Genomic DNA, 22863 nt, shown 5'->3' on the forward strand with positions numbered 1-22863 from the left:
GAAAGCCGATTGGGCCGGTACGGGACCGGCCCTGTTTCTAGTTAAACAACCACGATATCTGCCGCAGTGATCGAGGTAACGCCTGTCAGGACCGCGATATCCACCGCTGTGCTTCCACCATTGCCGTCTGCGTAATACTGCAGGGTATTGGTGGAGGTATTGAACACAAGGTAGTCATCTGCATCGAGCGGGCCCGAACCGACCACCAGGTTGCCGGCATTGAAGCCGACCAACGAGGCGAACTGGTCCGTATTGAGCTCGATCTTGTCGACGCCGCTGGCGAAATCGGTAATGGTATCGGTGTCAGCGTTAGTGAGATCAACCCCGACGTTTTCATACCATTGCACTTCGTCGTCATCGCCGGTCACGGTTTGCGTCCAAATCTTGCCAAAGACAAAGGTATCGGAACCAGAGCCGCCGGTCAGGGTATCGTGCCCGCCGTTGCTGATGAAGCGGTCATCCTGCGTTGTGCCTATGAAGGTCTGGGTGTTGCCGTTGCCTTCAAAGGTCAAGCCGTTGGCTGTCACGCCGGAAGCATCCACTACGACATTGTTGATGGTGCCGCCATTATTGCCCCTGGAATTGGAGAGATCGGTGACAGTACCACCAGCGTCGTGGAAGTAGTGGTCATTCAGCAATTGCAGGGCTGTGTTTTCCACATTCAAGCGACCTACGGTGCCACCTACCTGCACCACTTCCATTTCCTGGAAGTTGGCATCGTTGAGCACGATGGTGCCTGCAGCTTGGGTGTTGGCGCCGATGCCAGTGGTGATACGCAGGGTATCGGTACCTTCACCGCCGACGATCACGTCATGCTTCGCGCCAGTGGCGATCCACTCAGGGTTGCCATCATCAGCCTTGGATGTAGTGCCTTGCACGCCGCTGCCGAAACCACCGATCAGGAAGATGTCGTCGCCTTCACCGCCGTCGAGATAATCCGCACCACCGTGACCAACCAGCAAGTCGTTACCGCCATTGCCGTAGACCACATCATCGCCCAGGCGAGCTGTTACATAATCCACGCCATCGCTACCCAGCACGATTTCGCGGGCACCGTCGGTTTCATTGGCGCCGTCGATACGGACATAGCTGCCTGCCTCACCCTCGGTGGCATCGTAGATGATGTCCACGTTGTGGAAGAGCTCGGCGACGGAGTAGTCGTCTACTTCAAACACGGCAGCTTCGTATTCGACCTCGTCAGCTCCTTCAACATCAGGTTCGAATTCTTCCTCCTCGAATTCCAGCTTGATGGTGACAGATTCGGTAGGGCCGCCAGCGACTCCGTAGATGTGGGTGCCGGGATTGAGTTCGCCAAGGCTTAAAGATTCGCCGTTTTCCTCTAGTTGTTCAGCGGAAAGAACAATATTGACACCACTGGCAAGTTCGATACGTTCGATACCAGAAAAAACCAATGACTCTGAGAAATCCCCTGATTGTGTGAACTCAATGGTATCAACAGCGTTATAACCTGCAATACTGCTTGCATATGTACTGATTGAGCTTGAACCAGGACGTGTGACTAGATTGAGGCGAACGTCGGTTTCTGCTTGTAGAGATTGAGCTACTGTTGTAATTGGCACACTTAATCCAGTAACTGAATCAATAGCATACATCTCCTCGGTTTCTTCATCCGCTTCTAAACCGACATATCTTGCGGGATTGCCAGAGTTATCAAGGTTAGAAACACCTCCAACAATGACAACATTTTCAGCTTCGTGGCCAATTCTGAAGGTATCGTTACCACCTTCTCCAACCAAAATATCATTATCGGTGACTAAATATAGGTTGCCGACAACTGTTTCATTACCTTGTGTACTTGCACCGCCATAAATAATGTCAAAACCTTCACCACCGCTTAGAACATCATCACCATCTTCTCCAAAGATGATGTCATCACCACTTCCGCCAAATATAGTGTCATTTCCCGTACCTCCGAATATATTGTCTGAGCCACTTCCGCCAAACGCTATATCGTCTCCAGCATCTAAAACGATAAGGTCATCACCTCCACCGCCAAATACAATATCATTGCCGTTGCCTGCAAAAATATTGTCATTTCCACTGCCTCCAATGACAATATCATTGCCATCTGCACTATCTATAAAATTACCTAAATTATTTCCAATGATTAAATCAGCATTTGCTGTACCAGTGTATTCAGTTTCTGTTGCATTGAAAATCTTGATAGCCATTTTATTCTCCTAAAATGATTTCCATTCGCAGCAAGGCTAATTACCTTGCTGCGATATTGGGTCTCAATAACGCATTGCTAATGGTTAAAATATTGCAATACTTAAGGTGTTACGGCCGGTTGACTAGGTAATACATAGCCGCTTGTTCCCACCGATATAAATGGTGATTTTTCCTGCGCTGTTTGACGTAGGCGAATAGCATTATTCCTTGTCCATCCAGCGGGATTACTCGAATAAGCTGTATTGATGATGGCAGCAGAATCATTATTGCAAGCGATTTTCACATATGTCATAGCGGACAATGGATTGGTACTACCATCATCGTCTACCGCATTTGCATCGAATGTAAAGCCGACCCATCCATCATCTACATAAGCCTCTTGCTGCGCAGTGCTGGGGTTTGCTAACGGCAATGTATTCGCCGTAGTTCCTGTAAAGCGATTAACTCCATTAATGTCGGGTGTTGGTGAACCTGCTAAACCAGGTAAGTCAAGATATCCTGTTCCAGGTAATGCACCTCCTTCATCACCATAGGTTGGAGCAACTGCCAAAGCTCTATGCTGAACTGATGTATAAGCGCGACCTATTCGATAAACAGGAGAAGCTGTGGAGTTTGTGATTGCATAAGCTGCATCAACAGTCAAACCATTTAAGCCACCACGTGCTAGATCATTGATCTCAAACCGTGAACCTGTTAAGTCAGGTAGTGAGCTATAAGCAACATTGGTCAACGATACCCTCGCTCCTATAATGCACATGGGTGTTGCTGTTACTGGGGCTGAGGCTGCTGGTTTACGCCAAACAACTTCGAGAAGGCTGCCTACCGTAACATTCCCAGATGTGTAAATGTTATTGACCACAATTGGCCGGTTTGCTGAGGTTACAAAAGCATAATTTGTTTCCGGCGAAGCAATATCATTTGCTGGAGCGGGGACAATGGCACAAGTATTATTCGCACTAGTGGTTGGTGTTGGGGCCAGATTGCCATTTGCAGTGCTACCTGAGCCAAAATTACCTGGGGTGGTAGAGCTTCCTCCAATGGTGATCGGTTGTGCCATACAACGCGTGTAGGCACTAGTCGAAAATCCTGTAGTTGGAATATTTACAAAACCTGCCGACATGGACTGGGCAGATGCCACACTGAAAACTCCAAGTACAGCCAATTGTAATTTAGCGTTTTTCATTGGGACTTCCTTTCGGTACAATTGGCGGGCATTATGGTTGCCCGCACTACCAGTTCTCCTAATCAGTTCAAGTCTTTGCGAGTGCTTTAGTTGATCAGGTGGAACGCTGAAGGGCAATCATAATGCCCCTTAATTTCTATTAGTCCTCAGCTTTCTATTTCCTTCTAGTTACCTATCTCTTGGATGGTGAGAATTCGTATCGCAAGCTAAACCATGCTGCCCTGGGAGCACCTGGCGCTAGAAAATTAGCACTTAACCAGTCATCTGAATTATGGTTATAACCACCAGGTCCAATGGCACCATTGATACTTGGTGAAAATGGATTACGTCCCAAACGGCCTGCCGTGAAATATTCCTTATCGAAAATATTGTTAACCAGCAAAGTGGCTGTCCATTCAGGATTGATTTGATAACTTGTTTGGAAGTTGAAGATTGCGTAACCGTCGACCTTTCCAGGGTTATTGAAAGGTTGGCGTGCTATAAGGTCACCGGTATTATTGGCATAGTATTCAGTCACGCCAGGTTGATGCTTGTTATTTTCATTTCCGCGTATAAAGCTTTCAGAATGTAATACGGCACTTAAACCTACTCGCCATTTATCTGTTACTTCATAACTCATACTTGCATTCAGATTGTGTAGTGGAATTCCTGGCATGCGGTCACCTGGTTTAACGGTGATAGATCTGAATGCTTCTCCATTTACTCCCGCTAATCCATTAGCAAGGTTTACAACAGCGCTACTGTTGTGGTCTGAAATCATATCGAAGGTATCTTGGAATGTGGCATCTGTTAGTGCATAGTTCACGCCAAAGCTTAGCTTGTTCCATTTTCCGGAAATCCCGGCTTCTATGCCTCGACGCCGGGTCTTGCCAATTGTGTCAAAGTAACTATTAGCAGCTCCGATAGTTACTAAGTAAATATCGTCTTTTAAATCTGTCTGGTAAGCGCCGATGTTCCACCGCAGGTTTTCACCGATAGTGCCACGAAAGCCTATGTCATAAGTCGTCGCCTTGATCTGCGGTAAATAAGGGTCACCTGATAGGGTTGTGGGTAAAGTACATGAGCGGTTTTGCATAATGCTAATAGGAATGTCTACCATTTCTTCTGGATCAGGAATACCATTTCCATTGGTATCTCCTCCCCAAGTTTTATTGCCACTTGGCCGGCCATCAAATGCACATCCAAGTTCTACAACACTAGGGGTACGTGTCCCTTGGGCCCAATTGATATAAAAGTTGAGATCTTTCTTGGCATCCCAGGTGAGTCCGAGAGAGGGATTTAATGAGTAGAAGCTAAATTTTTCGGTTTCTGCTGGTTTTAATAAATTGCTACCATCACTACGTTTATATCCGGTACTCGGGCAGTTATCTATGCTACCTTGGCAAAGATTGAAATAGTCCGGCACTGATACATAACTAGCCAAGTCATAAAATGTAAAGGCTGTTCTTGTAGCTACAGTATTTTTTACATGCGTATCGTTATAACGTGCTGAACTGGAAATATGTAAGGTATCAATTGGGCTCCATGTTTCACTGGCATAAATACTTTTCGTTGTAGATGTGCCGCTGAAATTATTGTTGGAAATTGGCGAGTCAGCAGCTACATATTGATCACGTATTCCTTCTGGAGACAAATAAGCCTTGCGATCTTCATCAAATAAACCAAAGCGTTGGCTATTGGAGTAGCTGGCTTTAGCCACATCAATAGAAGCTCCCACCATAAATTTGTGTTTCTCAAAATTCCAGTTAAATTGTAATGATGCGCCATCTATTTGTTGTTTGATTTTATTATCTGTTAATACAGCGACTGGCGTGCCCTCAATTACCCCTGGATTGCCACTAATATGACCGTCGGGGTTGAGACCGGCGTATTTAGGATCTACTAAATCGATTTGTGCGCCTTGACAAACATCTTTATTGAGAGGAGATCGAGTGAGCACCACATGTTTGACTCCATCAGTTGTATAAAAATAATTTTGGGTAGCTTCGAAGCCTGTATTGTCAATATCCAGTATATTGCTTCTAAATACGTCGTATAACGGACCCAATGTCATATAAGTAAAATCCCAATTGGCATAGTCTGCTGGATCTCCCCACTGTGCTGGTACAGGAATATTATTTTCTTGGAATAATGCTTGGTCTAATGTATTTTTCCAGTAGTTAAAACCTTCTCTCGCTGCCTTGGCATATTCCGCAGATAACGCTCCATTGAAAGCATCAGGAGCATACTGAGCAAGGGCAGCCTCTAGGTCATAACCCGGATTACCACTGTTGGCATAGAAATCCTGAAGAAATGGATGAGAGTTTGGATCATAAGGATCGGATAATGCAAAAACATAATAATCAGGTATACCGTAGGAATTTGTGCTCAGAAATTGACAACTCGCTTCTTCTCCAGGTGCTAAATTACGCAATATTTGTTGAGTTTGTGGGAACCCATCTGTATAAGCATCGGCACCTAGTGCTTTTCTATTGCTATTCCTCCTATATATTTGACCCGTTATTGTGAAGTTTTCATTGACGAAGTAACTGCTGGAAAGTTGGAACTGGGTGAGTCTGTTTTCAGTGGTATCTTCCGAGGTGAAAGATGCATTACGGTCTTGCTGGTACATTTGATTGGGAATCAAGCCATTGCCTACCAAGTCTGTTCCCACCCATAATGTGCTCAGATTGAGGTCAAGTTGGTCTCCACGGTAGCTGGCCTTACCAAAAAACTGGTTTACTCGACTTGGCGAATTTTCCCGCCAGCCATCTTCCATGAAAAAATTACCAGCGCCGAATAAGGCGACTGTGCCATTATTCCATCCGGCTTCAGCTTGAAGATATTTTCTACCAAATGATCCAGTCAGTACTTCTGCACTGACTCCAGTATGATTGAAACCGTCCTTAGTTTTCATGGTGAGCGCGCCACCTAATGTATTCAATCCAAAAATCGGATTTGACCCTGGGAATACGTCGAAACTCTCCAAGGCATTCATGGGAATCATGTCCCAGTTAACTACGTCACCGAATGGTTCATTCACCCGAATGCCATCGAAAAATACGGATAAACCTTGTGGAGTACCGATTTGAGGGCCTGCAGTAAAACCTCGATACTGCACGTCCATCTGAAAAGGATTTCCTTGATAATCATTCACAGTGACTGATTGAAGTTTTCTATTCATTAAATCAGTGATACTTAATGAATGAGACTCTTTAATTTCTTTGGCTGTAATACTTTGTACGTTGCCAGGGATTTCTTCTTTTGTGAGTCCTAATCCTGGCAAGGGACCGATTTCATAAAACCGCTTGGCACGTACTTCCACGGCGTCTACTTGCTGGAAGTCAATCGCGGATTTTTCTGCTGCCGGTTTGATGACGACATTATCTTTATCGATCGTGGATTCTAGGCCACTGCCTGCGAGCAGCAATCTAAGAGCTTCGTCCGCTTTCATGCGGCCTTTGACGGCTGGAGCCGTCTTGCCTGTGGCGAGATTGCTGTCGAAGGCGACGCTGATGCCTGTGGTGCGTGCGAGTTGCTTGAGTGCTGCATCCAGCGGCTGGCTGGGGATGTCGATGTTGCTTGGTGCAAACGAGCCTGTGCTTTCATTGCTTTTTGGCAATGTTGTGTCGAGCTCGGCTGCATGTGGCTGAAACGGCATGATTCCGACCATTGCCGTCAGCAGTACAGCGCTTTTATGGCTATAAACGCGGTGCAATGCATGTGATAGCTTCTTGAATTGTGGTTGTTCATGAAAAGTTCTCCCTCTCTTACTCATCCCTTGCTCCATATGTGTATGTCTAATAATTTTTTATTCTTATTTTTTATGATCGAACTTCTCAACATTGAAGGTATCGCCTGACATCAATAACAGGTCCTTCCATGTCGGATGAAGGCTGCAAAATTTGCCTTACATGCTTGTTTAACCGTTCAGGTCGAGAAACCCTGACGGTATTTTTTTGAGAAAAACTAGCGATCGATTGGTATGGGAAATTATTTATTTAAATCAATGAGTTATTGATGAGGGATAATTTCCCGACTTTTTTGGGATTTTTGGAAGGAAGCTTGGGAATGTAAAAACTGGTTTCATGCAGTAGCCGGCAGTGCGGCAAGAGGGATGTCGATTGAGGCGGCAGAGTTAGTATGAAAACCTTGCTATGTCGGGTTATAACTAGACATGAATAGGAATTCGCTTGGTTTTTTTAGCTTTCCAGCTAAACCTTGGTTGGAATATTGCCGTTTGCCTATAAGGAAAACGAGAGGGTGCCGAGCAATATGATGAAGAGCAGTGCGGTCAATGCGATCACCATACGGTACATGAGCTTGAAGATATCCAATTTAATTCTCCTGAAAAATCGGTCTTACTACCGATATAACCGCCAGGAAAACAAAACCCTGATGTCGTTGATGAAAATTCGGAAATATTTTTTATGGTGGAGGGGCGCATGGTTGCAGGCTTGGGATTTTTTATATTGTTGAATTTATAAAAATATTCTAATCATAAAAAAATACTTCATATATTTATCCCATTGTTATATATTAATAATAATTATATTATTCTTATCATAATTCATTAAATAATGAGGCCCCGTAATGAAATAGCACGTGTGCAGCTGGATAGGCTGCTCAAAACTCAAGGCCCGATTTCCGCAGCGGAGTTGGCTCGGCGAGCTGGCGTGAGCGTACCTACTGTTTTGCGTGTTATCCAATCCTGGGAGGGTGACGTTCTGCGCTTCGGCGTGACAAAACACGCCCGCTATGCAATGCGCCGGCCATTGCGAGGCAGTCACGCGCCGATTCCAGTGTATCGTGTCAACGCACAAGGGCAGGGGGTCGCTGGCGCCCTGCTGCACTTGTTGTCGCCAACAGGCACGTTCTTTTCGATGGAGGGTTTGCACTTTCCCATCGCTCGTGAGTTTGCTTCCGGGATATGGGAGGGTTTGCCGTATCCTCTTTATGACATGCGGCCGCAAGGGTACCTTGGGCGCATGTTCGCTCATAGGGCTGCACAGGACCTCAATGTGCCGAATGATCCGGAATATTGGTCTGACGACCATATTACTTATGTATTGAGCCGGCGTGGAGCGGACACTTCCGGCCATTTGATTATTGGGGATGAGGCTTATTCTTTGTGGCTTCAATCAGTCTCCATGCCTGAAATGCCGATTCCTGAACCTCAACAGGAAGCGCATTATGCACAGTTGGCGGAAGAGGCGGTCGCGTTCGTGGGCATGGGCTCAAGCGCTGGCGGGGAATTCCCGAAATTTACAGCACAACGGCAACTGGCTGGCAGCGCGACATCGCACGTGATCGTAAAGTTTTCGGGGGCGGATGATTCATCATCGGTGCGGAGATGGTCTGATCTATTGGTATGTGAACATCTAGCATTGGAGGTCATCCGTTCCTTGCTTCCGGTGCGTGCAGCCCAGGGCCGTATTTTGCAATCAGGCAGCCGGACTTTTCTGGAGGTCGAGCGTTTTGACCGGCAGGGCGAATGGGGGCGGTTGCCGTTGGTTTCATTGTCCAGTCTGGATGCTGCATTGATTGGCCGGGGAAGCGGAGCGTGGCCGGAGTTGGTTGAGCAACTGGTCAAGGCGGGGATGGTGGAGACGGGCGCGGTGTATGGATCGCAAGTGCTATGGTGGTTTGGCAGGCTCATCGCAAATAGCGATATGCATTTGGGTAATCTTTCATTTCAATATGATCCCGATGGAAATGACAGTGCCATTTTTTACTTGGCGCCAGCATACGATATGCTGCCCATGCTGTACGCGCCATTATCGGGCGGCGAAGTGCCGCCCCGCCAGTTCGTGCCTGAGTTGCCTTTGCCAAGGGAGGCCGAAGCCTGGAAGCAGGCTTATGCGGCAGCGCTGGCATTCTGGGATGCCGTCAGTCACGACTCCAGGGTGAGCATGCCTTTCAGGCAGATCGGCCAGCAAAACCTCACGCAACTGCAGAGGGTGCGTCCAGCAGTGCTTTAGCATCGCGAGCGATATTATTGCTTGTGGGAAGCCTGGGCTTTCTTTGGCATCAGGAGAGTGATGTCGCCCTCCGTGCTGACCTTGACCGGAGCGATGACAGGCAACTCCTTGATGAAGCGCTCTACATATTTAGACTGGATGACGGCAGTGATGCTGACGTCCTGTTGGGCGGCGAACTCGGCGCTGACCGGCAAAGTACGGTAGCGGGAAAGGGTTTCCGCGATTTCCTCCAGGCCGGCCTGGTCGAAGGTGATGGTGCCGTACTCAAAGCTGAAGGCATCCTCCGCTGAGCGTTGCAGGCGCTTGGCCTCGCCGTTGAGGTTGATTTCCGCCACTTCATTGTCTCGCAGCGTCAAGACGTGCTCGGCATAGCGGTTGGGGGCGGTTTTTTCCGTGGTCAGATATTGCTGAGGCTCGATCCGCACCACGCCATGGTCGACGCTGATCCGCACTTTGCTGCTGAATCTGTTGACGGCAAACCGGGTGCCCAGCACGGTGATTCTGGCAAGGCCGCTATCGACGACGAAGGGCCGGTCGGGATTTTTTGCGATATCGAAACTGGCTTCGCCGCGTTTCAGGATGACGCGGCGCTCTTTGCGGGTGTAGGTGACTTCAATATCGCTATTGGCATTGACCATGAGCTTGGTTCCGTCTTCCAGTACCTGGGAGCGGATCTGGCCGATTTCGGTACTGGCCGCCATGTGCATGGTAGGTTCGTTCTGCCATGACTCGTAACCGTAATAGCTGGTGATGCCGAGTGCGGCAAAGAACATGACGCTGAGGGTGCGGGTGATGACGGTGCGTATTTTTTTGCTGCGATCGGTCTTCTCGATGAAGATCTTTTGCTGCATGGCGCTTTCAAGATGCAGCAAGCGGTCGGAGGAATCCAGGTCCTCCCATAGGGCGCATACTTCCTGATAGGCACGTTGGTGCGCAGGGTGGGAAAGCAGCCATTCCTCAAAACGGCTGCGCTCGGGATGCTCGGTATCGGCATCCTGCATGATGACAAACCACTTGATGGCGGCTTGGCGTGCGCTCCGTTGTGCAGGGCTATGGCTCATTTTCTTGGTTGGCGGCAGCGCCTGCAAAGGCGCTACCCGGACATGGCTAATTGATCAGGTCTTTTGCTTCGAGCAAGTCTAGCATGGCGCGCATGATATGTTTCTGCACCATGTTGACGGAGATGCCCAGTTTCTCGGCAATTTCCTGTTGGGCCAATCCCTCGATGCGGAACAGCACGAACACTTCCTTGCAGCGTGCGGGCATGTGGTCGATGATGTTGAGCAGGATGGAGAGCCTCTGCTGCATATCGAGCAGGTGTTCGGTGGAGGGCGCCACCGGCTGCTCCAGCTCATGGCTTGCGCCGATCTCTTCGTCCACCAGGGGCAGGAAGCGGGATTGGTCCTTGTAGCCATCGACCAGCAGGTTACGAACGATGGTGCGCAGGTAGGCATGAGGTTGTTCCATGCGCCCGGCATTGCTGGAGATGGCAAACCGGATCAGCGCATCATGCAGCACGTCGCAGGCGGTGCGACGGTAGCCGGTGTGACGGTAGATAGTAGGCAGCAAATCTGAGTAAGCCCAGTGTAAGTCGATACCATGCCATGTTGGAGTGAGTCTCATGCTGATCTACCCTACAAAAGATGACCTTGTGGGAATAGGTAGCAATAAACAGGCCTAGCGCGTCAGTTATTTGTAAGGATGTGATTTGTATAGCATTGCAGCAATATCTTGTTTTGCTTAAAGCGGATTTTGGTTGCAAATGTGGTGGCTGTTTGCAGCCAATTGGTTGTAAACAGCCAACTAGCTTTAGCCAGGGATGGCTTTTATCAACGGCGGCAACATTGCGCAAACGGGGCGTAAGCGGTGATAATCAGGCATGAGCCATCACTTCGAGTCCATTTCTTTCTGCGGGACGCAGCCAGGAAAGCGCCTGATCGTGCTGGGCGGCGTGCACGGCAACGAGCCGTGCGGCACGCTGGCAATCCGCCGGGTGGTCGGTGAGTTGGAGCGCGGAACACTCGGCATCGTCGCTGGCAGCGTGACATTCGTGCCGGTCTGCAACCCGCTGGCGCGTGCGCAATACAGCCGTGCAGGCGAGCGCAACCTCAACCGCAAGCTATTCCCGACAGACGATCCGCAGCAGTTTGAAGACCACGTGGCGAATTGGCTCTGCCCGTTGCTGGCGAGCCATGACGTATTGCTGGACCTGCATTCTTTCCATACCCCCGGCGAACCGTTTGCCATGCTGGGGCCCAAGAATAACCAGGGAAGCCTGGAGCCTTTCGAGCATGATGCCGAGGAAGAGTCGCTGGCCCGGCGGCTGGGCGTCAAGCTGTTCGTGGACGGCTGGCTGGATACTTATGCGAGCGGCGTTGCCCACCGGCAAGCCCAGGCTGGGCAAGAAGACGCCGATGTGCGCTACGGCGTGGGCACCACGGAATATATGCGCTCACAGGGCGGCTATGGCCTGACCCTGGAGTGCGGGCAGCATGAGGATGCTGCAGCGCCCGAAGTCGCGTACCGGGCGATCCTGAATACGTTGGCGTGGCTGGGATTGAGCGGCCAGCACAAGCCGCAGGAAACCCCGGACAGGAAAACCCTGCGCTTGTTCAAGGTCGTGGACAAGCATCATCCCGAAGACCGCTTGGCGAAGGAATGGCGCAGCTTCGAGCGCCTTGATGCGGGGACGTTGATCGGTATCCGCCATGACGGGGAGGAAATCAGTGCGGCAGAAACGGTGCACATCGTGTTTCCCAATCCCGGGGCCGAGCCGGGAAGCGAGTGGTTCTACCTCGCCAAGGCGATCGACCGGGTTTGATATTGAACAACAATAGTATATGGATGGAGGTTAGGATGAATAAGTTTTCTATAGTTGCTGCGGCCCTACTGGGCTCTGGCTTGATGTTTTCGCAAGGCGCCGTGGCGGACTGGGCGTTGAACAACGAGGCGTCTGTCCTCAATTTTGTATCGGTCAAGAAAAACACTATCGGCGAGACGCACCGCTTCAACCAACTGGCAGGCACGATCAGCCAGGACGGCGCCTTCAAGGCGACAATCAAGCTTGCCAGCGTGAACACCAATATCCCGATCCGGGACGAGCGCATGAAAACCATGCTGTTCGACCTCGCGAATTTCCCCCAGGCCGATATCACGGGGAATACCGTCAATGCATTCAAGGCGCCCGCTGCGGGCGAGGCCAAAATCGAGGCCGTGAAGCTGCAGCTTGCCATCAACGGCAAGAACATTCCGCTGGAAGCCCGCTTGCGCGTGGTCGGCCTTGGCAAGCAGGGCTTGCTGGTCAGCACCATAGAGCCGCTATTGCTCGATGCCGCGGCGCTCGGTTATACCGAGGGCGTGGATAAGCTGCGCGAAGTGGCGCAACTGCCCTCGATCAGCACGGTGGTGCCGGTGACGTTCAGCCTGGTGTTCGATCATAAGCACTAGCGCGGGTAATCAATTCTCCTGGCGTTGCGGCTCTGTCTTGTTATACCTTTATATTGCCTTTGGCACAGCGCCTAGCCAGGATATTTTCATTGGGATTCGTCAGCCTTTTCAATTCGGCATGACGGCCTGACATTAATCAAAGAGTGCGCTAACAGCAATAAGCCAGCAGACTGGCGAGGAGGTTTCCGATGGCAGATAGAAACATACTGGTGCAGAAAACCTGGCGGGCGTTGACCAGCCTGCCTTTTCTCATGGTGCTCGGGTTCTGGATATCTTATCTGCTGTTCGGCTACTTCGCCGTCAACCCGATTGCCCAGCGCTTGTTGCCGTGGATTGCCGAAAACAAGCTGGCGAGCCATTTGCAAGTAGGACGGGTCGATTACGATCCCCTGCGTATTGCATTGACGGTAGACCAACTGCAATTGACGACGAAGGAAGGCGTTTCGCTGGCAGGGTTCGAGCGCCTGCATGCCGACCTCGAACTGAGCGGGCTGTTCCGCTTCGCTTGGCGGCTCAAGGATATCCAGCTCAGCGCGCCGCATGTCAGCTTCGAGGTATTGCCCGGCGGCGAAAGCAACTGGGCGGCATTGATCGCCAAGCTCAACGAAAACCCGGAGGAAGAGAAGAGCGAAGGCATGGCGCGCTTGCTGGTGGATCATATCCTGATCGAGCGCGGGGATATCGAATACATGGACCGCAACCGTCCCGAGGCCTTCCGGGCGGTGCTCGAGCCGTTGGGGCTGGAGCTGGACGGGTTTTCCACCTTGCCGGAAGACCTAGGCGATTACGCCATCCTGGCGAAATTGCCCGAACAGGGCGGCACGCTGAAATGGAAGGGTGAGCTCGGCGTCAATCCGGTCGTTTCCAGCGGCAAGGTCGAGCTGGAAGGGTTGAAGCTGGCGAAGCTGCTCGATGTATTGCCTCCCGATGCGTTGCCGGTCAAGCTGGAGGCAGGCCAGCTCAAAACGCGGCTGGATTACCAGTTCGCGCTGGTGCAGGACAAGCCTGAAGCCACCATCAACAACTTCAGCCTGGCGCTGGAGGATGCGGCCGCCGTCTTGCTGCAATCGCAAGCGCAGCAAGGCCGGCTTGAGCTGAAACAGCTGTCGATCGAATTGCCGACCCTGCAGTTCAAGATGCAAGACCAGGCGCAGGTGCAGTTCGATGCGCTCAAGCTCGTGCTCGAAGGCATCCAGCTGGCTCAGCAGGGCAAGCCTTTGCTGGAGTTGCCTTCGGTGACTGTTGCGGATGTCGCCCTCGACCTGCAGGCGCACAAGCTGGATATCGGCAGCTTCAATATAGAGCAAGGCGAATTGAAGGCAGTGCGGCAGCGGGATGGCGACGTGAATTGGCAGCAATTGCATACCGCTTCGGAGCAATCCGAGGAACAGCCTGCCGAAGTCGAGCCTGATGCCGCAGAAAATCCATGGAATATCCACTTGAACCAGGCCAGCATCGATGGACTCAAGCTGGACTACCTGGACGAAACCTTCAAGCAGCCCCTGCAAGTCGCCGTTGACAGCCTATCGCTCAACCTCAAGTTCGCCAGCGAACAAGGGCAAAGCAGGGTGGACGAATTGCAGAGCAATATCGGCCCGTTCTCCGTGCGATCGGGCGCCAACGGCAAACCTGTCGCGCGCCTGGAAAGCCTTTCCGTACAGGGTGGGCAGGTGGACCTCTCAGCGCGCAAGGCCGGGCTGGAGTCGGTGGTGTTGAAGGGGCTGGGCGCGGACGTCCTGCGCGACGCCAAGCAGGTCAATTGGCAGGCGATCCTGGAGCCTGCCCAGCCATCCACGCCGCAGAAAAGCCAGCCTAAAACGGCACAGGCCAAGCCTGTCGCGGACGATGCTGCCTGGGCGTTCGACCTCAAGCGTTTCGCCGTCGAGGGCGCCGGCCTGCACTTTACCGACAAAAGCACGAAGAGCCCTGTAGCGCTGGATATTGAAAACGCCAGCCTGGAAGTCAAGGACGTGAGCCTCGACACCAAGCGGGCAGTGCCTGTCAGCCTGGCGTTCAAGGTGAAGCAGGGCGGCAGCTTCAACGCCAGCGGCAAGCTGGCGCCGGAACCCATGCAGGGTGACATCAAGCTCAAGCTCGCGGATTTCTCGCTCAAGCCTTTTGCACCATACGTCAACCAGTTCGCCATGCTCAAGCTGAATAGCGGGGCGCTGAGCACGCAAGGCGACCTGAGCCTCAAGCAGGGCCAGAAGCTCGCGGTGCAGTACAAGGGCGGCTTCAGCGCCGACAGGCTGGACATCGTGGAAGAGGATACCGGGCAGGCGTTCCTGGGATGGCGCAGCCTGTCCACGAATAATCTTAGGCTGGCATTGGCGCCCGACAGCCTGCGTATCGGCGAATTGAAGATCAACGAGCCGCGCGGCAAGTTCATCATTTACGAGGATCGCACGCTCAACGTCCAGCGCATCCTGCGCGAGCAGCCGGCGGATTCTTCAGCCCAGGCTGCGCCGCCGTCCAATCAATCTACGGGCCAGCCTGCAGAACAGGCCGCCGACCCGTTCCCGGTCGCGGTTGAGCGTATCCGCATCGACAATGCCAACCTCGAATTCGCCGACCTCTCGCTCACGCCGCAATTCGGCACCCATATCAACACCTTGTCCGGCGTGATCAACGGCATGTCCACCAATCCAAGCACGACGGCCCAGGTGGAGCTGGACGGCAAGGTGGACGATTACGGCTCGGCGCGTATCCGCGGTTCCGTGCAGCCGTTCCAGGCAACGGAATTCACCGACCTCAAGCTGATATTCCGCAACCTGGAGATGAACCGCCTGACGCCGTATTCCGGCAAGTTCGCCGGGCGGCGGATAGATTCTGGCAAGCTGTCGGTGGATCTCGAATACAAGATCAAGAACCGCCAGCTCGCGGGGGAAAACAAGTTCATCGTCAACAAGCTCAAGCTGGGCGAGAAGGTGGATAGTGAGGATGCGGTGAACCTGCCGCTGGACCTGGCGATCGCATTGCTGGAGGATAGCAGCGGCATTATCGACCTGGACTTGCCGGTGTCAGGTAGCCTAGACGACCCCGAATTCAGCTACGGCAAGGTAGTGTGGAAGGCGATCGTGAACGTGCTCGGCAAACTGGTGACTTCGCCGTTCCGGGCATTGGGCAATCTGCTCGGCATCAGTTCCGACAAGCTGGAAGCGTTGGTGTTCGACCCGGGCAGCGCCGAGCTTGCGCCTCCGGAGCAGGAAAAGCTCAAGGTGATCAGCGAAGCGTTGGCAAAGCGGCCAGCTCTGGTATTGCAGGTGGCTCCAGTGGTTGACGAGAAGGCGGACGGCCGCGCCTTGCAGGAGCAGTTCGTGCGCAACCAGGTCGCCGCCAAGATGGGTATCAAGCTGCAGCCGGGTGAAAAGCCGGGCCCGGTGGATACTTCAAACAAGAAGGTCAGGTCCGCGCTGGACAAGCTTGCCAAGGAGCAGCTCGCTCCGGAGGCACTGGACGCCGTCAAGTCGGAAAAGGACGAGGGCGTTTACTATGGCAAATTGCTTGATGCGTTGAACAAGCAGGCCAAGCTCGAACCTTCATGGCTAGAAGCCTTGGGCAACGCGCGCCAGGAAGTTGTCCAGCGCTACTTGCTCGAGACGGTGGCGCTCGATGCCGGCAAGCTGCAGGTGAAACCCTTGAATAAGCAATCCAACAATGACGGCGAGGTGAAGATGCCGCTGGAGCTGGGCGCAGCGCGCAAGGATTAGGCGATCGCACTTCTGCAGCGCATTGTGGTCATAAGAAGATAAAAGGTTTTGGTATCTTTTGAATACTTTTTAATATCAACCAGATGGAGATCATCATGAAAGTGGATATCTATAAAAGTGCGACCAGTAACAACAAGTACATCTCGGTCAAGGCAGGGGATGACATTTCCAAGGTGGACGTGCCCGACCCCGATTATGCCAAGCTGATCCACCAGACCGCGGATGTGGAGGTGGACAAGGAACAGCGTCACTTGCACTATGATGCCGGCCTGATCATCAAGGATATCGAGCAGCACGGCTATCACCTGCATCACGTGAAGCGAAACTTCAACTGATCAAACAAAAAGAGCGGTTAACCCGCTCTTTTTTTATGTTTTTCTGGAATAAGAGCCTATCAAAGTCTTACAAGCTCAAAGCTCGCCGAAGTCGGGATTTTGCATTTCTGTCTGCGCGAAGAAATGGCCTAGCTTGTCGCGCTTGGTCAGCAGGTATTGCAGGTTGTCCTGGTTGGGCTGGATCACCAGCGGAATGCGCTCATTGATGGCCAGGCCGGCCTGCTGCAGGCTGGAGACTTTCTCCGGGTTGTTGGTCATCAGGCGCAGGGAGTGCACGCCCAGGTCTTTGAGGATATCCACTGCGGCAGTATAGCTGCGCTGGTCGATCGGCAGGCCGAGGTGCAGGTTGGCGTCGACGGTATCCAGCCCCTGGTCTTGCAACGCATAGGCATGGATCTTGTTGGCAAGGCCGATGCCGCGCCCTTCGTGTCCCTTGAGGTAGAGCAGCACGCCCTGGCCGGCTTCCGCGATCATGCTCTGCGCCAGTACCAGCTGTTCGCCGCAATCGCAACGGTTGGAGGAGAAGATGTCGCCCGTCAGGCATTCGGAGTGCACGCGTACCAGCACGTTTTCATTGTTGAGCACATGGCCTGCCACCAGGGCGACATGCTCCTGGCCGGTTTGTACGTCGTGATAGACATGGATGATGAATTGACCGTACTTGGTGGGCAGGGTGGATGAAGAAATTTTACTGATCGTGCTCATATGGGTAATGCAATGGTTGAGTGCTGCTGCGAAACGCAGACAGGCAGATTAAAGTAAATCTGCCCATGACGCCAGGGTTTGTTGCCGTTTTGTTGGGCGGTCGAGTGTTGTGCCGGCTGGTTCCGGCATGCTGCGAATATCCTTGGGGCTTCGTCATTTCAATGCGGAAATCGCGCCCATCTTGATCAGCCTTGCCCGCACGATATTGCGGCTTACGCCCAGCAGGCGCGCCGTCTGCACTTGGTTGTTGTGGCAATAGTGGTAGGCCGTGCGCACCACCGTGTCCTCGATATGCTCGTAGAGGCTTTCATGGCCGGCCTCGAACAGCTGGTGCAATGCGTGCTGTAGAGGGTCGCCTGCGCCATGGCCGTCATGCTCCTGGCGGGCGCGGTGGAATAGTTGCATGGACGAGAGTTGCAGGTCTTCGCTCCGCAAGCGGTGGCTCTTGCAGATCAGCAACGCATGGTGGATGGCGTTCTCGAGCTCGCGGATATTGCCGGGCCAGGGATGGGCAAGCAGCTTGCGCTTGGCGTCCTCGTCAATCTCCACCTCGCCGTAACCCAGGCGGCGGCGGTATTCGCTGACAAAATACTCGGCCAAGGGCAGGATGTCGCCGGGACGGTCGCGCAATGTCGGAATTTCCAGGAGGGCCACGCGCAGGCGGTAGAACAGGTCTTCTCGGAAATGCCCAGCCAGTACGGCTTCTTCCAGGCGCACATTGGTGGCGGCCACCAGGCGCACGTCGATCGGCGTGGGTTTGCGCGCTCCCAGGCGCACCACTTCGCGCTCCTGCAGAACCCGCAGCAGCTTGACCTGGATGCTCAGTGGCAGGTCGCCGATTTCATCAAGGAAGATGGTGCCGCCGTGGGCGGCCTCGAACCAACCGGTCTTGGCGGAGAACGCGCCGGTGAAGGCGCCTTTCTCATGGCCGAACAGCTCGCTTTCCACCAGGGTCTCGGAAAAGGCGCCGCAATTGACCGCCACGAAAGGTTTTCCCCGGCGGCGGCTCAAGTCATGCACGTGGCGGGCAATCAGCTCCTTGCCGGTGCCGGTCTCCCCGATGATCAGCACATTGGCGTCGCTGGGGGCGATTTTCTGGATGCGTGCGAGGAGCGCCAGGGATTTCGGGTCCTCGAACACCTGTGCCGTCGCTCGTATCGAGGTGCTGAGCGATTGCGAGTTGGGTAGTGTCAACAAATTCATTTCATCCTCTTTCGAGTAAATGCCGTCAAATTCTTGGTAGGTAAGTCCCATGTAATCGTTGTCCAATATGTTCATGAGTAGAATGTCGGCGTCGGGTACTGCTGCTTCAGCGCCCATTCGCCCAGCTCCTTGATCTTGTAGTCAACGGGGTCATGCAATGTGTGGGTGCGCAGGTTGCGCCAATGCCGGTCTAGCCTGAGCCCCGCATGGGTGGCCCTCGACCCGGCGACCTCGAACATGCGGCTGGTGATATCGAGGCCGGTGCGGGTGGCGATAATTTTGGCGGACGTAATGTCGATCGCGGCTTCGCCGCGCTCTTCTTCCGTCAATTGCCTTTCCTTGCTCCATGCCTGGTCGAATTTTGCCGCCGCAAGGTCGGTCAGCGCCCTGGCGCTTTGCAGGCTGGCCCAGAACTCGCCGTAATGCGAGAGGATGTAAGGGTCTTCCGTTTGATGCTCCAACCCGGAGCGGTGCCAGGGCCTGGCCTCGTTCAGCGTGTAGTGCCGCGCGTCCTCGAAGGCGCCTTCCGCAATGCCCAGGTAGATGTTGGTCAGGATCAATTGGGCGAGCAGGGGGCGCAGGCAGGAGAACGGCGTACTCAGCGGCCCAGGGTCGGCAAGGATGTCGTTGGCCTCGACGCGTACCTTCTCGAAGTTGACGCTGCCGCTGTCCGTCTGCCGCTGGCCTATGTTGTGCCAATCCTGCAATACGCTGATGCCGGTTCTTCCGGTGGGTAGCGCCGCCACGACGAGATCGTGACTGTCCTGGGTATAGGCGGAAACGATCAGCATCTCGGAATCCAGCGCGCCCGAGCAAAAACTCTTCTTGCCGGAGAACTCATACCAGTTGCCGACCTGACGGCTGGTGGTGCGGTCATCCAGTGGGTTGAGCGCGTTGCCCCAGAACCAGTTCAGCCTGGCGGTATGCTCGAACCAGGGCCGCCACTGGTCGGGGCGTGCGAACAGCCTGACGGTGGCGAGCATGAGGTGGTGGAAGGCGAACACATGGGCAATCGAGCTATCCGCCCTGGCGAACTCGCGCACGACCTGCATGGTGTCCTGCCAGTTGGCACCCAGCCCGCCCTCGGTTTCCGGGATCGACAATGCAAGCAGGCCGCTGTTGCGGATCAGGTCGCGCTCCGCCTTCGGCGTGCCGCCTGCTTCGTCGCGTTCTACCGCCGTCAGGCGGAATTCCGCTGCCAGCGTTTTCGCGGTTTCTTGGATGGATGGCGGTTCGTGTACCTCGACATCGTCCTGGAGTATGGTCGTTGAAATAGCCAAAAGTTATATTCCTTAATGAATTAATAAGGATATAGCAGCTATCGTGCCATGCCGTCCTGCCAAGGCTTGGTCGGTATTCTGCTGCCAGGGAAGCAATGCGCAAGGCCAAGCTGGGCTTGATCTCCCGTAAAGGCTGATGAAATCGGGGCTGCGGGCTGTTGCTTGTGAATCAGCACATTCTGCAGAAATTAGACTGAGCGATGTGCTTTTCTACCAGCAATCGAGCAGTTTTGTGCTGATTAATCAGCACCTATACGATTATGGTTTTTATAACCTCTTAGAAAACATTGACTTGGATCGTGGCATGGAGCTTGCTGAATAGGACAAGTGATGTTTATCAGTTCAAGGACAACGTTAGATGGATATATTCTGGTTTCTTCCCACGCATGGCGATAGCCGCTACCTTGGCACCAGCCATGGCGGCCGTGCCGTCAGCCACCACTATCTAAAGCAGATCGCCCAGGCTGCTGACGAGCTGGGGTTCAAGGGCGTCTTGATCCCGACGGGCCGCTCGTGCGAAGACTCCTGGGTAGTGGCGTCCTCTCTCGTCAACTTCACCGAGCGCTTGAAGTTCCTCGTCGCGATCCGTCCCGGCATCATTTCCCCTACGGTGTCCGCACGTATGGCGGCCACGCTCGACCGTATCTCCGACGGGCGCTTGCTAATCAATGTCGTGAGCGGCGGCGATCCGGACGAGCAGCATGGGGACGGCAATTTCCTCAGCCACGCCGAGCGCTATGCCGAGGCGGATGAGTTCCTCAAGGTGTGGCGTGGGGTTGCGGCGGGCGAGTCGGTGGATTTCGAGGGGCAATATATCAAGGTCAAGAATGCCAAGACCATGTATCCGCCAGTGCAAAAGCCTTATCCGCCGCTGTTTTTCGGCGGGTCCTCGCCAGAGGCGGTTGAGCTTGCCGCGCAGCAGATCGATGTCTACCTGACATGGGGCGAGCCGCCGGAAGCCGTGAAGGAAAAGATCGAGGCGGTGAAGGCTAGGGCCGCCGCGCATGGGCGCACGCTCAAGTTCGGCATCCGCATGCATGTGATCGTGCGCGAAACCAGCGAACAGGCATGGCAGGCGGCGGATGACCTGATTTCCCATGTCACGGACGAGACGATAGCCGCGGCACAGAAAGCGTTCTCGCGATTCGATTCCGAGGGACAGCGCAGGATGTCGGCCTTGCATGGCGGGCGCCGGGACAAACTGACGGTGGCGCCCAACCTCTGGGCCGGTGTGGGGCTGGTGCGGGGAGGGGCCGGCACTGCGCTGGTAGGCAATCCGCAGGAGGTCGCGGAACGCATCCGCGAATATGCGGCGTTGGGCATCGATTACTTCATCTTTTCCGGCTACCCGCACCTGGAAGAGGCCTACCGCGTTGCCGAGCTGCTGTTCCCGCTGCTGCCGATCGAGCAACAGAATGCGCTCGGCAATATCAACCTGACAGGCCCGTTCGGCGAAATGGTGGCGAACGATATCGTGCCGCCGCCTGCCTCGGGCAAATTGTCCGTTGTCAAATAAGGGGATGCCTGTGAATCCAGTCGAAGTTATTGCCAAGCCCAAGCTTGAGCAGTTCCAGACTACTCCCCTGGAGGTTGCCCGCTCGCTCGCAACGCAGTTTGCCAAGACGGCCGTCGCCAGGGACCAGCAGGGCGGTACGCCCAAGCAGGAGCGTGACGAGATAAGAAGGAGCGGCCTGCTCGGGCTGATCATTCCCCGAGAATTGGGCGGGACAGGAGCGAGCTGGGCGGACACCCTGGAGGTGGTGCGCGAGTTCGCACGCGTGGACAGTTCGGTCGCGCAGGTCTTCGCCTTCCAGCACCTCATGCTGGCCACGGTGCGTCTGTTCGGCACGGAAACGCAATGGAAGCCGTGGTTTCGCGAAACAGCCAGGAACAATTGGTTTTGGGGCAATGCCTTGAATCCGCTGGATACGCGTACGATTAGCCAGGTTGCGGGCGGACGGCGCGAATTCCATGGCAAGAAGAGCTTTTGTTCTGGCGCGACGGATTCCGACATGCTGATTGCATCGGCGATCGATGCGGTAACGCAGAAACTACTCATCGCCGCGATCCCGACAGCGCGTGAAGGCATCATCCTGTACCAGGACTGGGACAATATCGGCCAACGGCAGACCGACAGCGGCAGCGCGGATTTCGAGCACGTGCGCGTGGAAGAGTCCGAGCTGCTGACGCAGCCCGGCCCACTCAGCACGCCGTTTGCCTGCCTGCGTCCGCTTATTGCCCAACTGATTTTTTCCAACATCTACCAGGGCATTGCTGAAGGGGCGCTGGCTGAGGCGCGGCAATATACTCTCAAGCAGTCGCGCGTCTGGTCTGCTTCACTGGCAAGCGACATTGCGTCCGAGCCCTATACCTTGCTGCATTACGGTGAGTTCTGGGTACAGCTGGAAGGCGCAAGGCTGCTGACCAACCGTGCCGCCGAGCTGCTGGACTTGGCCTGGGGCCGGGCAGAAGCGCTCACGGCAGCAGAGCGGGGCGAGCTTGCGGTGGCCGTGACCGCGGCCAAGGTGGCCACCACCAAGGCCGGGCTGGATATCACCCAGCGCATGTTCGAGGTGACGGGCGCGCGCGCCACCACGGCTGCTTTGCGGCTGGACCGTTTCTGGCGCAACCTGCGGGTGTATACCTTGCATGACCCGGTGGATTTTAAGCTGCGTGAATTGGGTGATTGGGCCTTGAACCAGCAATATCCCAATCCTTCATTTTATTCTTGAAGATTAAGTTTTAGTGATTTGATTCTATAAGTAAAAAATCCCGGAAATCCGGGATTTTTTTATTGCTGCAGCAGCAGGCTAGGCACACCATGCTGGGGCAAGCCCGGCATGGTGA

The 22863-nt window shown here is 53.8% G+C and carries 16 protein-coding genes; 8 read left to right on the forward strand and 8 right to left on the reverse strand.

Translation table 11 applies throughout. From position 1 onward, the window contains the following. Positions 1-41: 41 nt before the first annotated feature. From ACKF11_RS07295 to ACKF11_RS07305, 3 genes are all read right to left on the reverse strand, one after another. Positions 42-2192, reverse strand: a complete 2151-nt coding sequence (locus ACKF11_RS07295; RefSeq protein ID WP_407996529.1) for a calcium-binding protein — start codon at positions 2190-2192, stop codon at positions 42-44. 101 nt (positions 2193-2293) lie between these two features. Next, a complete protein-coding gene (locus ACKF11_RS07300) occupies positions 2294-3376 on the reverse strand; it encodes a hypothetical protein (protein ID WP_407996530.1) in 1083 nt (360 codons plus the stop codon). A 172-nt stretch (positions 3377-3548) separates the two neighbouring features. Continuing rightward, complete coding sequence (locus ACKF11_RS07305; RefSeq protein ID WP_407996531.1) at positions 3549-7133, reverse strand: TonB-dependent receptor; 3585 nt, start codon at positions 7131-7133, stop codon at positions 3549-3551. An 802-nt stretch (positions 7134-7935) separates the two neighbouring features. Here ACKF11_RS07305 and yjjJ point away from each other — a divergent pair. Then, entirely contained in the window at positions 7936-9336 is a 1401-nt protein-coding gene (yjjJ, locus tag ACKF11_RS07310) for a type II toxin-antitoxin system HipA family toxin YjjJ (protein ID WP_407996532.1), read from the forward strand. Between the two features lie 14 nt (positions 9337-9350). Here the strand turns inward: yjjJ and ACKF11_RS07315 are convergent, their stop codons facing one another. Together ACKF11_RS07315 and ACKF11_RS07320 are read right to left on the reverse strand one after the other, a co-directional pair. After that, a complete protein-coding gene (locus ACKF11_RS07315; RefSeq protein ID WP_407996533.1) occupies positions 9351-10397 on the reverse strand; it encodes a FecR family protein in 1047 nt (348 codons plus the stop codon). 46 nt (positions 10398-10443) lie between these two features. Further along, on the reverse strand, positions 10444-10959 hold the full coding sequence (locus ACKF11_RS07320) for an RNA polymerase sigma factor (protein ID WP_407994775.1): 516 nt from the start codon (positions 10957-10959) through the stop codon (positions 10444-10446). 256 nt (positions 10960-11215) lie between these two features. Between ACKF11_RS07320 and ACKF11_RS07325 the strand changes: the two genes are divergently transcribed. From ACKF11_RS07325 to ACKF11_RS07340, 4 genes are all read left to right on the forward strand, one after another. Beyond that, the gene (locus tag ACKF11_RS07325) at positions 11216-12157 is read left to right on the forward strand and encodes a M14 family metallopeptidase (protein ID WP_407996534.1); all 942 of its coding nucleotides are present in this window, start codon (positions 11216-11218) and stop codon (positions 12155-12157) included. Positions 12158-12192: 35 nt separating this feature from the next. Then, positions 12193-12783: a YceI family protein gene (locus ACKF11_RS07330; RefSeq protein WP_407996535.1), complete on the forward strand. Its 591-nt coding sequence runs from the start codon at positions 12193-12195 to the stop codon at positions 12781-12783. A 188-nt stretch (positions 12784-12971) separates the two neighbouring features. After that, positions 12972-16493, forward strand: a complete 3522-nt coding sequence (locus tag ACKF11_RS07335) for a DUF748 domain-containing protein (protein WP_407996536.1) — start codon at positions 12972-12974, stop codon at positions 16491-16493. A gap of 95 nt (positions 16494-16588) precedes the next feature. After that, complete coding sequence (locus ACKF11_RS07340) at positions 16589-16828, forward strand: hypothetical protein (protein WP_407996537.1); 240 nt, start codon at positions 16589-16591, stop codon at positions 16826-16828. A 75-nt stretch (positions 16829-16903) separates the two neighbouring features. Here the strand turns inward: ACKF11_RS07340 and ribA are convergent, their stop codons facing one another. The 3 genes from ribA to ACKF11_RS07355 form a co-directional block, all read right to left on the reverse strand. Continuing rightward, positions 16904-17533, reverse strand: coding sequence for a GTP cyclohydrolase II (ribA, locus tag ACKF11_RS07345; protein WP_407996538.1), 630 nt, complete (start codon positions 17531-17533; stop codon positions 16904-16906). 153 nt (positions 17534-17686) lie between these two features. Then, entirely contained in the window at positions 17687-18736 is a 1050-nt protein-coding gene (locus ACKF11_RS07350; protein ID WP_407996792.1) for a sigma-54 interaction domain-containing protein, read from the reverse strand. A 71-nt stretch (positions 18737-18807) separates the two neighbouring features. Continuing rightward, the gene (locus tag ACKF11_RS07355; RefSeq protein ID WP_407996539.1) at positions 18808-20016 is read right to left on the reverse strand and encodes an acyl-CoA dehydrogenase family protein; all 1209 of its coding nucleotides are present in this window, start codon (positions 20014-20016) and stop codon (positions 18808-18810) included. A gap of 136 nt (positions 20017-20152) precedes the next feature. On the opposite strand from ACKF11_RS07355, the gene ACKF11_RS07360 reads away from it, so the two are divergent. From ACKF11_RS07360 to ACKF11_RS07370, 3 genes are read left to right on the forward strand one after another with little or no spacing between them, the layout of a single operon-like run. Further along, complete coding sequence (locus ACKF11_RS07360; protein ID WP_407996540.1) at positions 20153-20338, forward strand: hypothetical protein; 186 nt, start codon at positions 20153-20155, stop codon at positions 20336-20338. A gap of 36 nt (positions 20339-20374) precedes the next feature. After that, positions 20375-21532 carry an FMNH2-dependent alkanesulfonate monooxygenase gene (gene ssuD / locus ACKF11_RS07365; RefSeq protein WP_407996541.1) on the forward strand — a complete coding sequence of 386 codons (1158 nt, stop codon included), beginning with the start codon at positions 20375-20377 and terminating at the stop codon, positions 21530-21532. A gap of 4 nt (positions 21533-21536) precedes the next feature. Continuing rightward, positions 21537-22748, forward strand: a complete 1212-nt coding sequence (locus ACKF11_RS07370) for an acyl-CoA dehydrogenase family protein (RefSeq protein WP_407996542.1) — start codon at positions 21537-21539, stop codon at positions 22746-22748. The last annotated feature ends 115 nt before the right edge of the window (positions 22749-22863 follow it).

Source organism: Methylobacillus draconifructus, from assembly GCF_045984385.1.
GTDB classification, from domain to species: domain Bacteria; phylum Pseudomonadota; class Gammaproteobacteria; order Burkholderiales; family Methylophilaceae; genus Methylobacillus; species Methylobacillus flagellatus_A.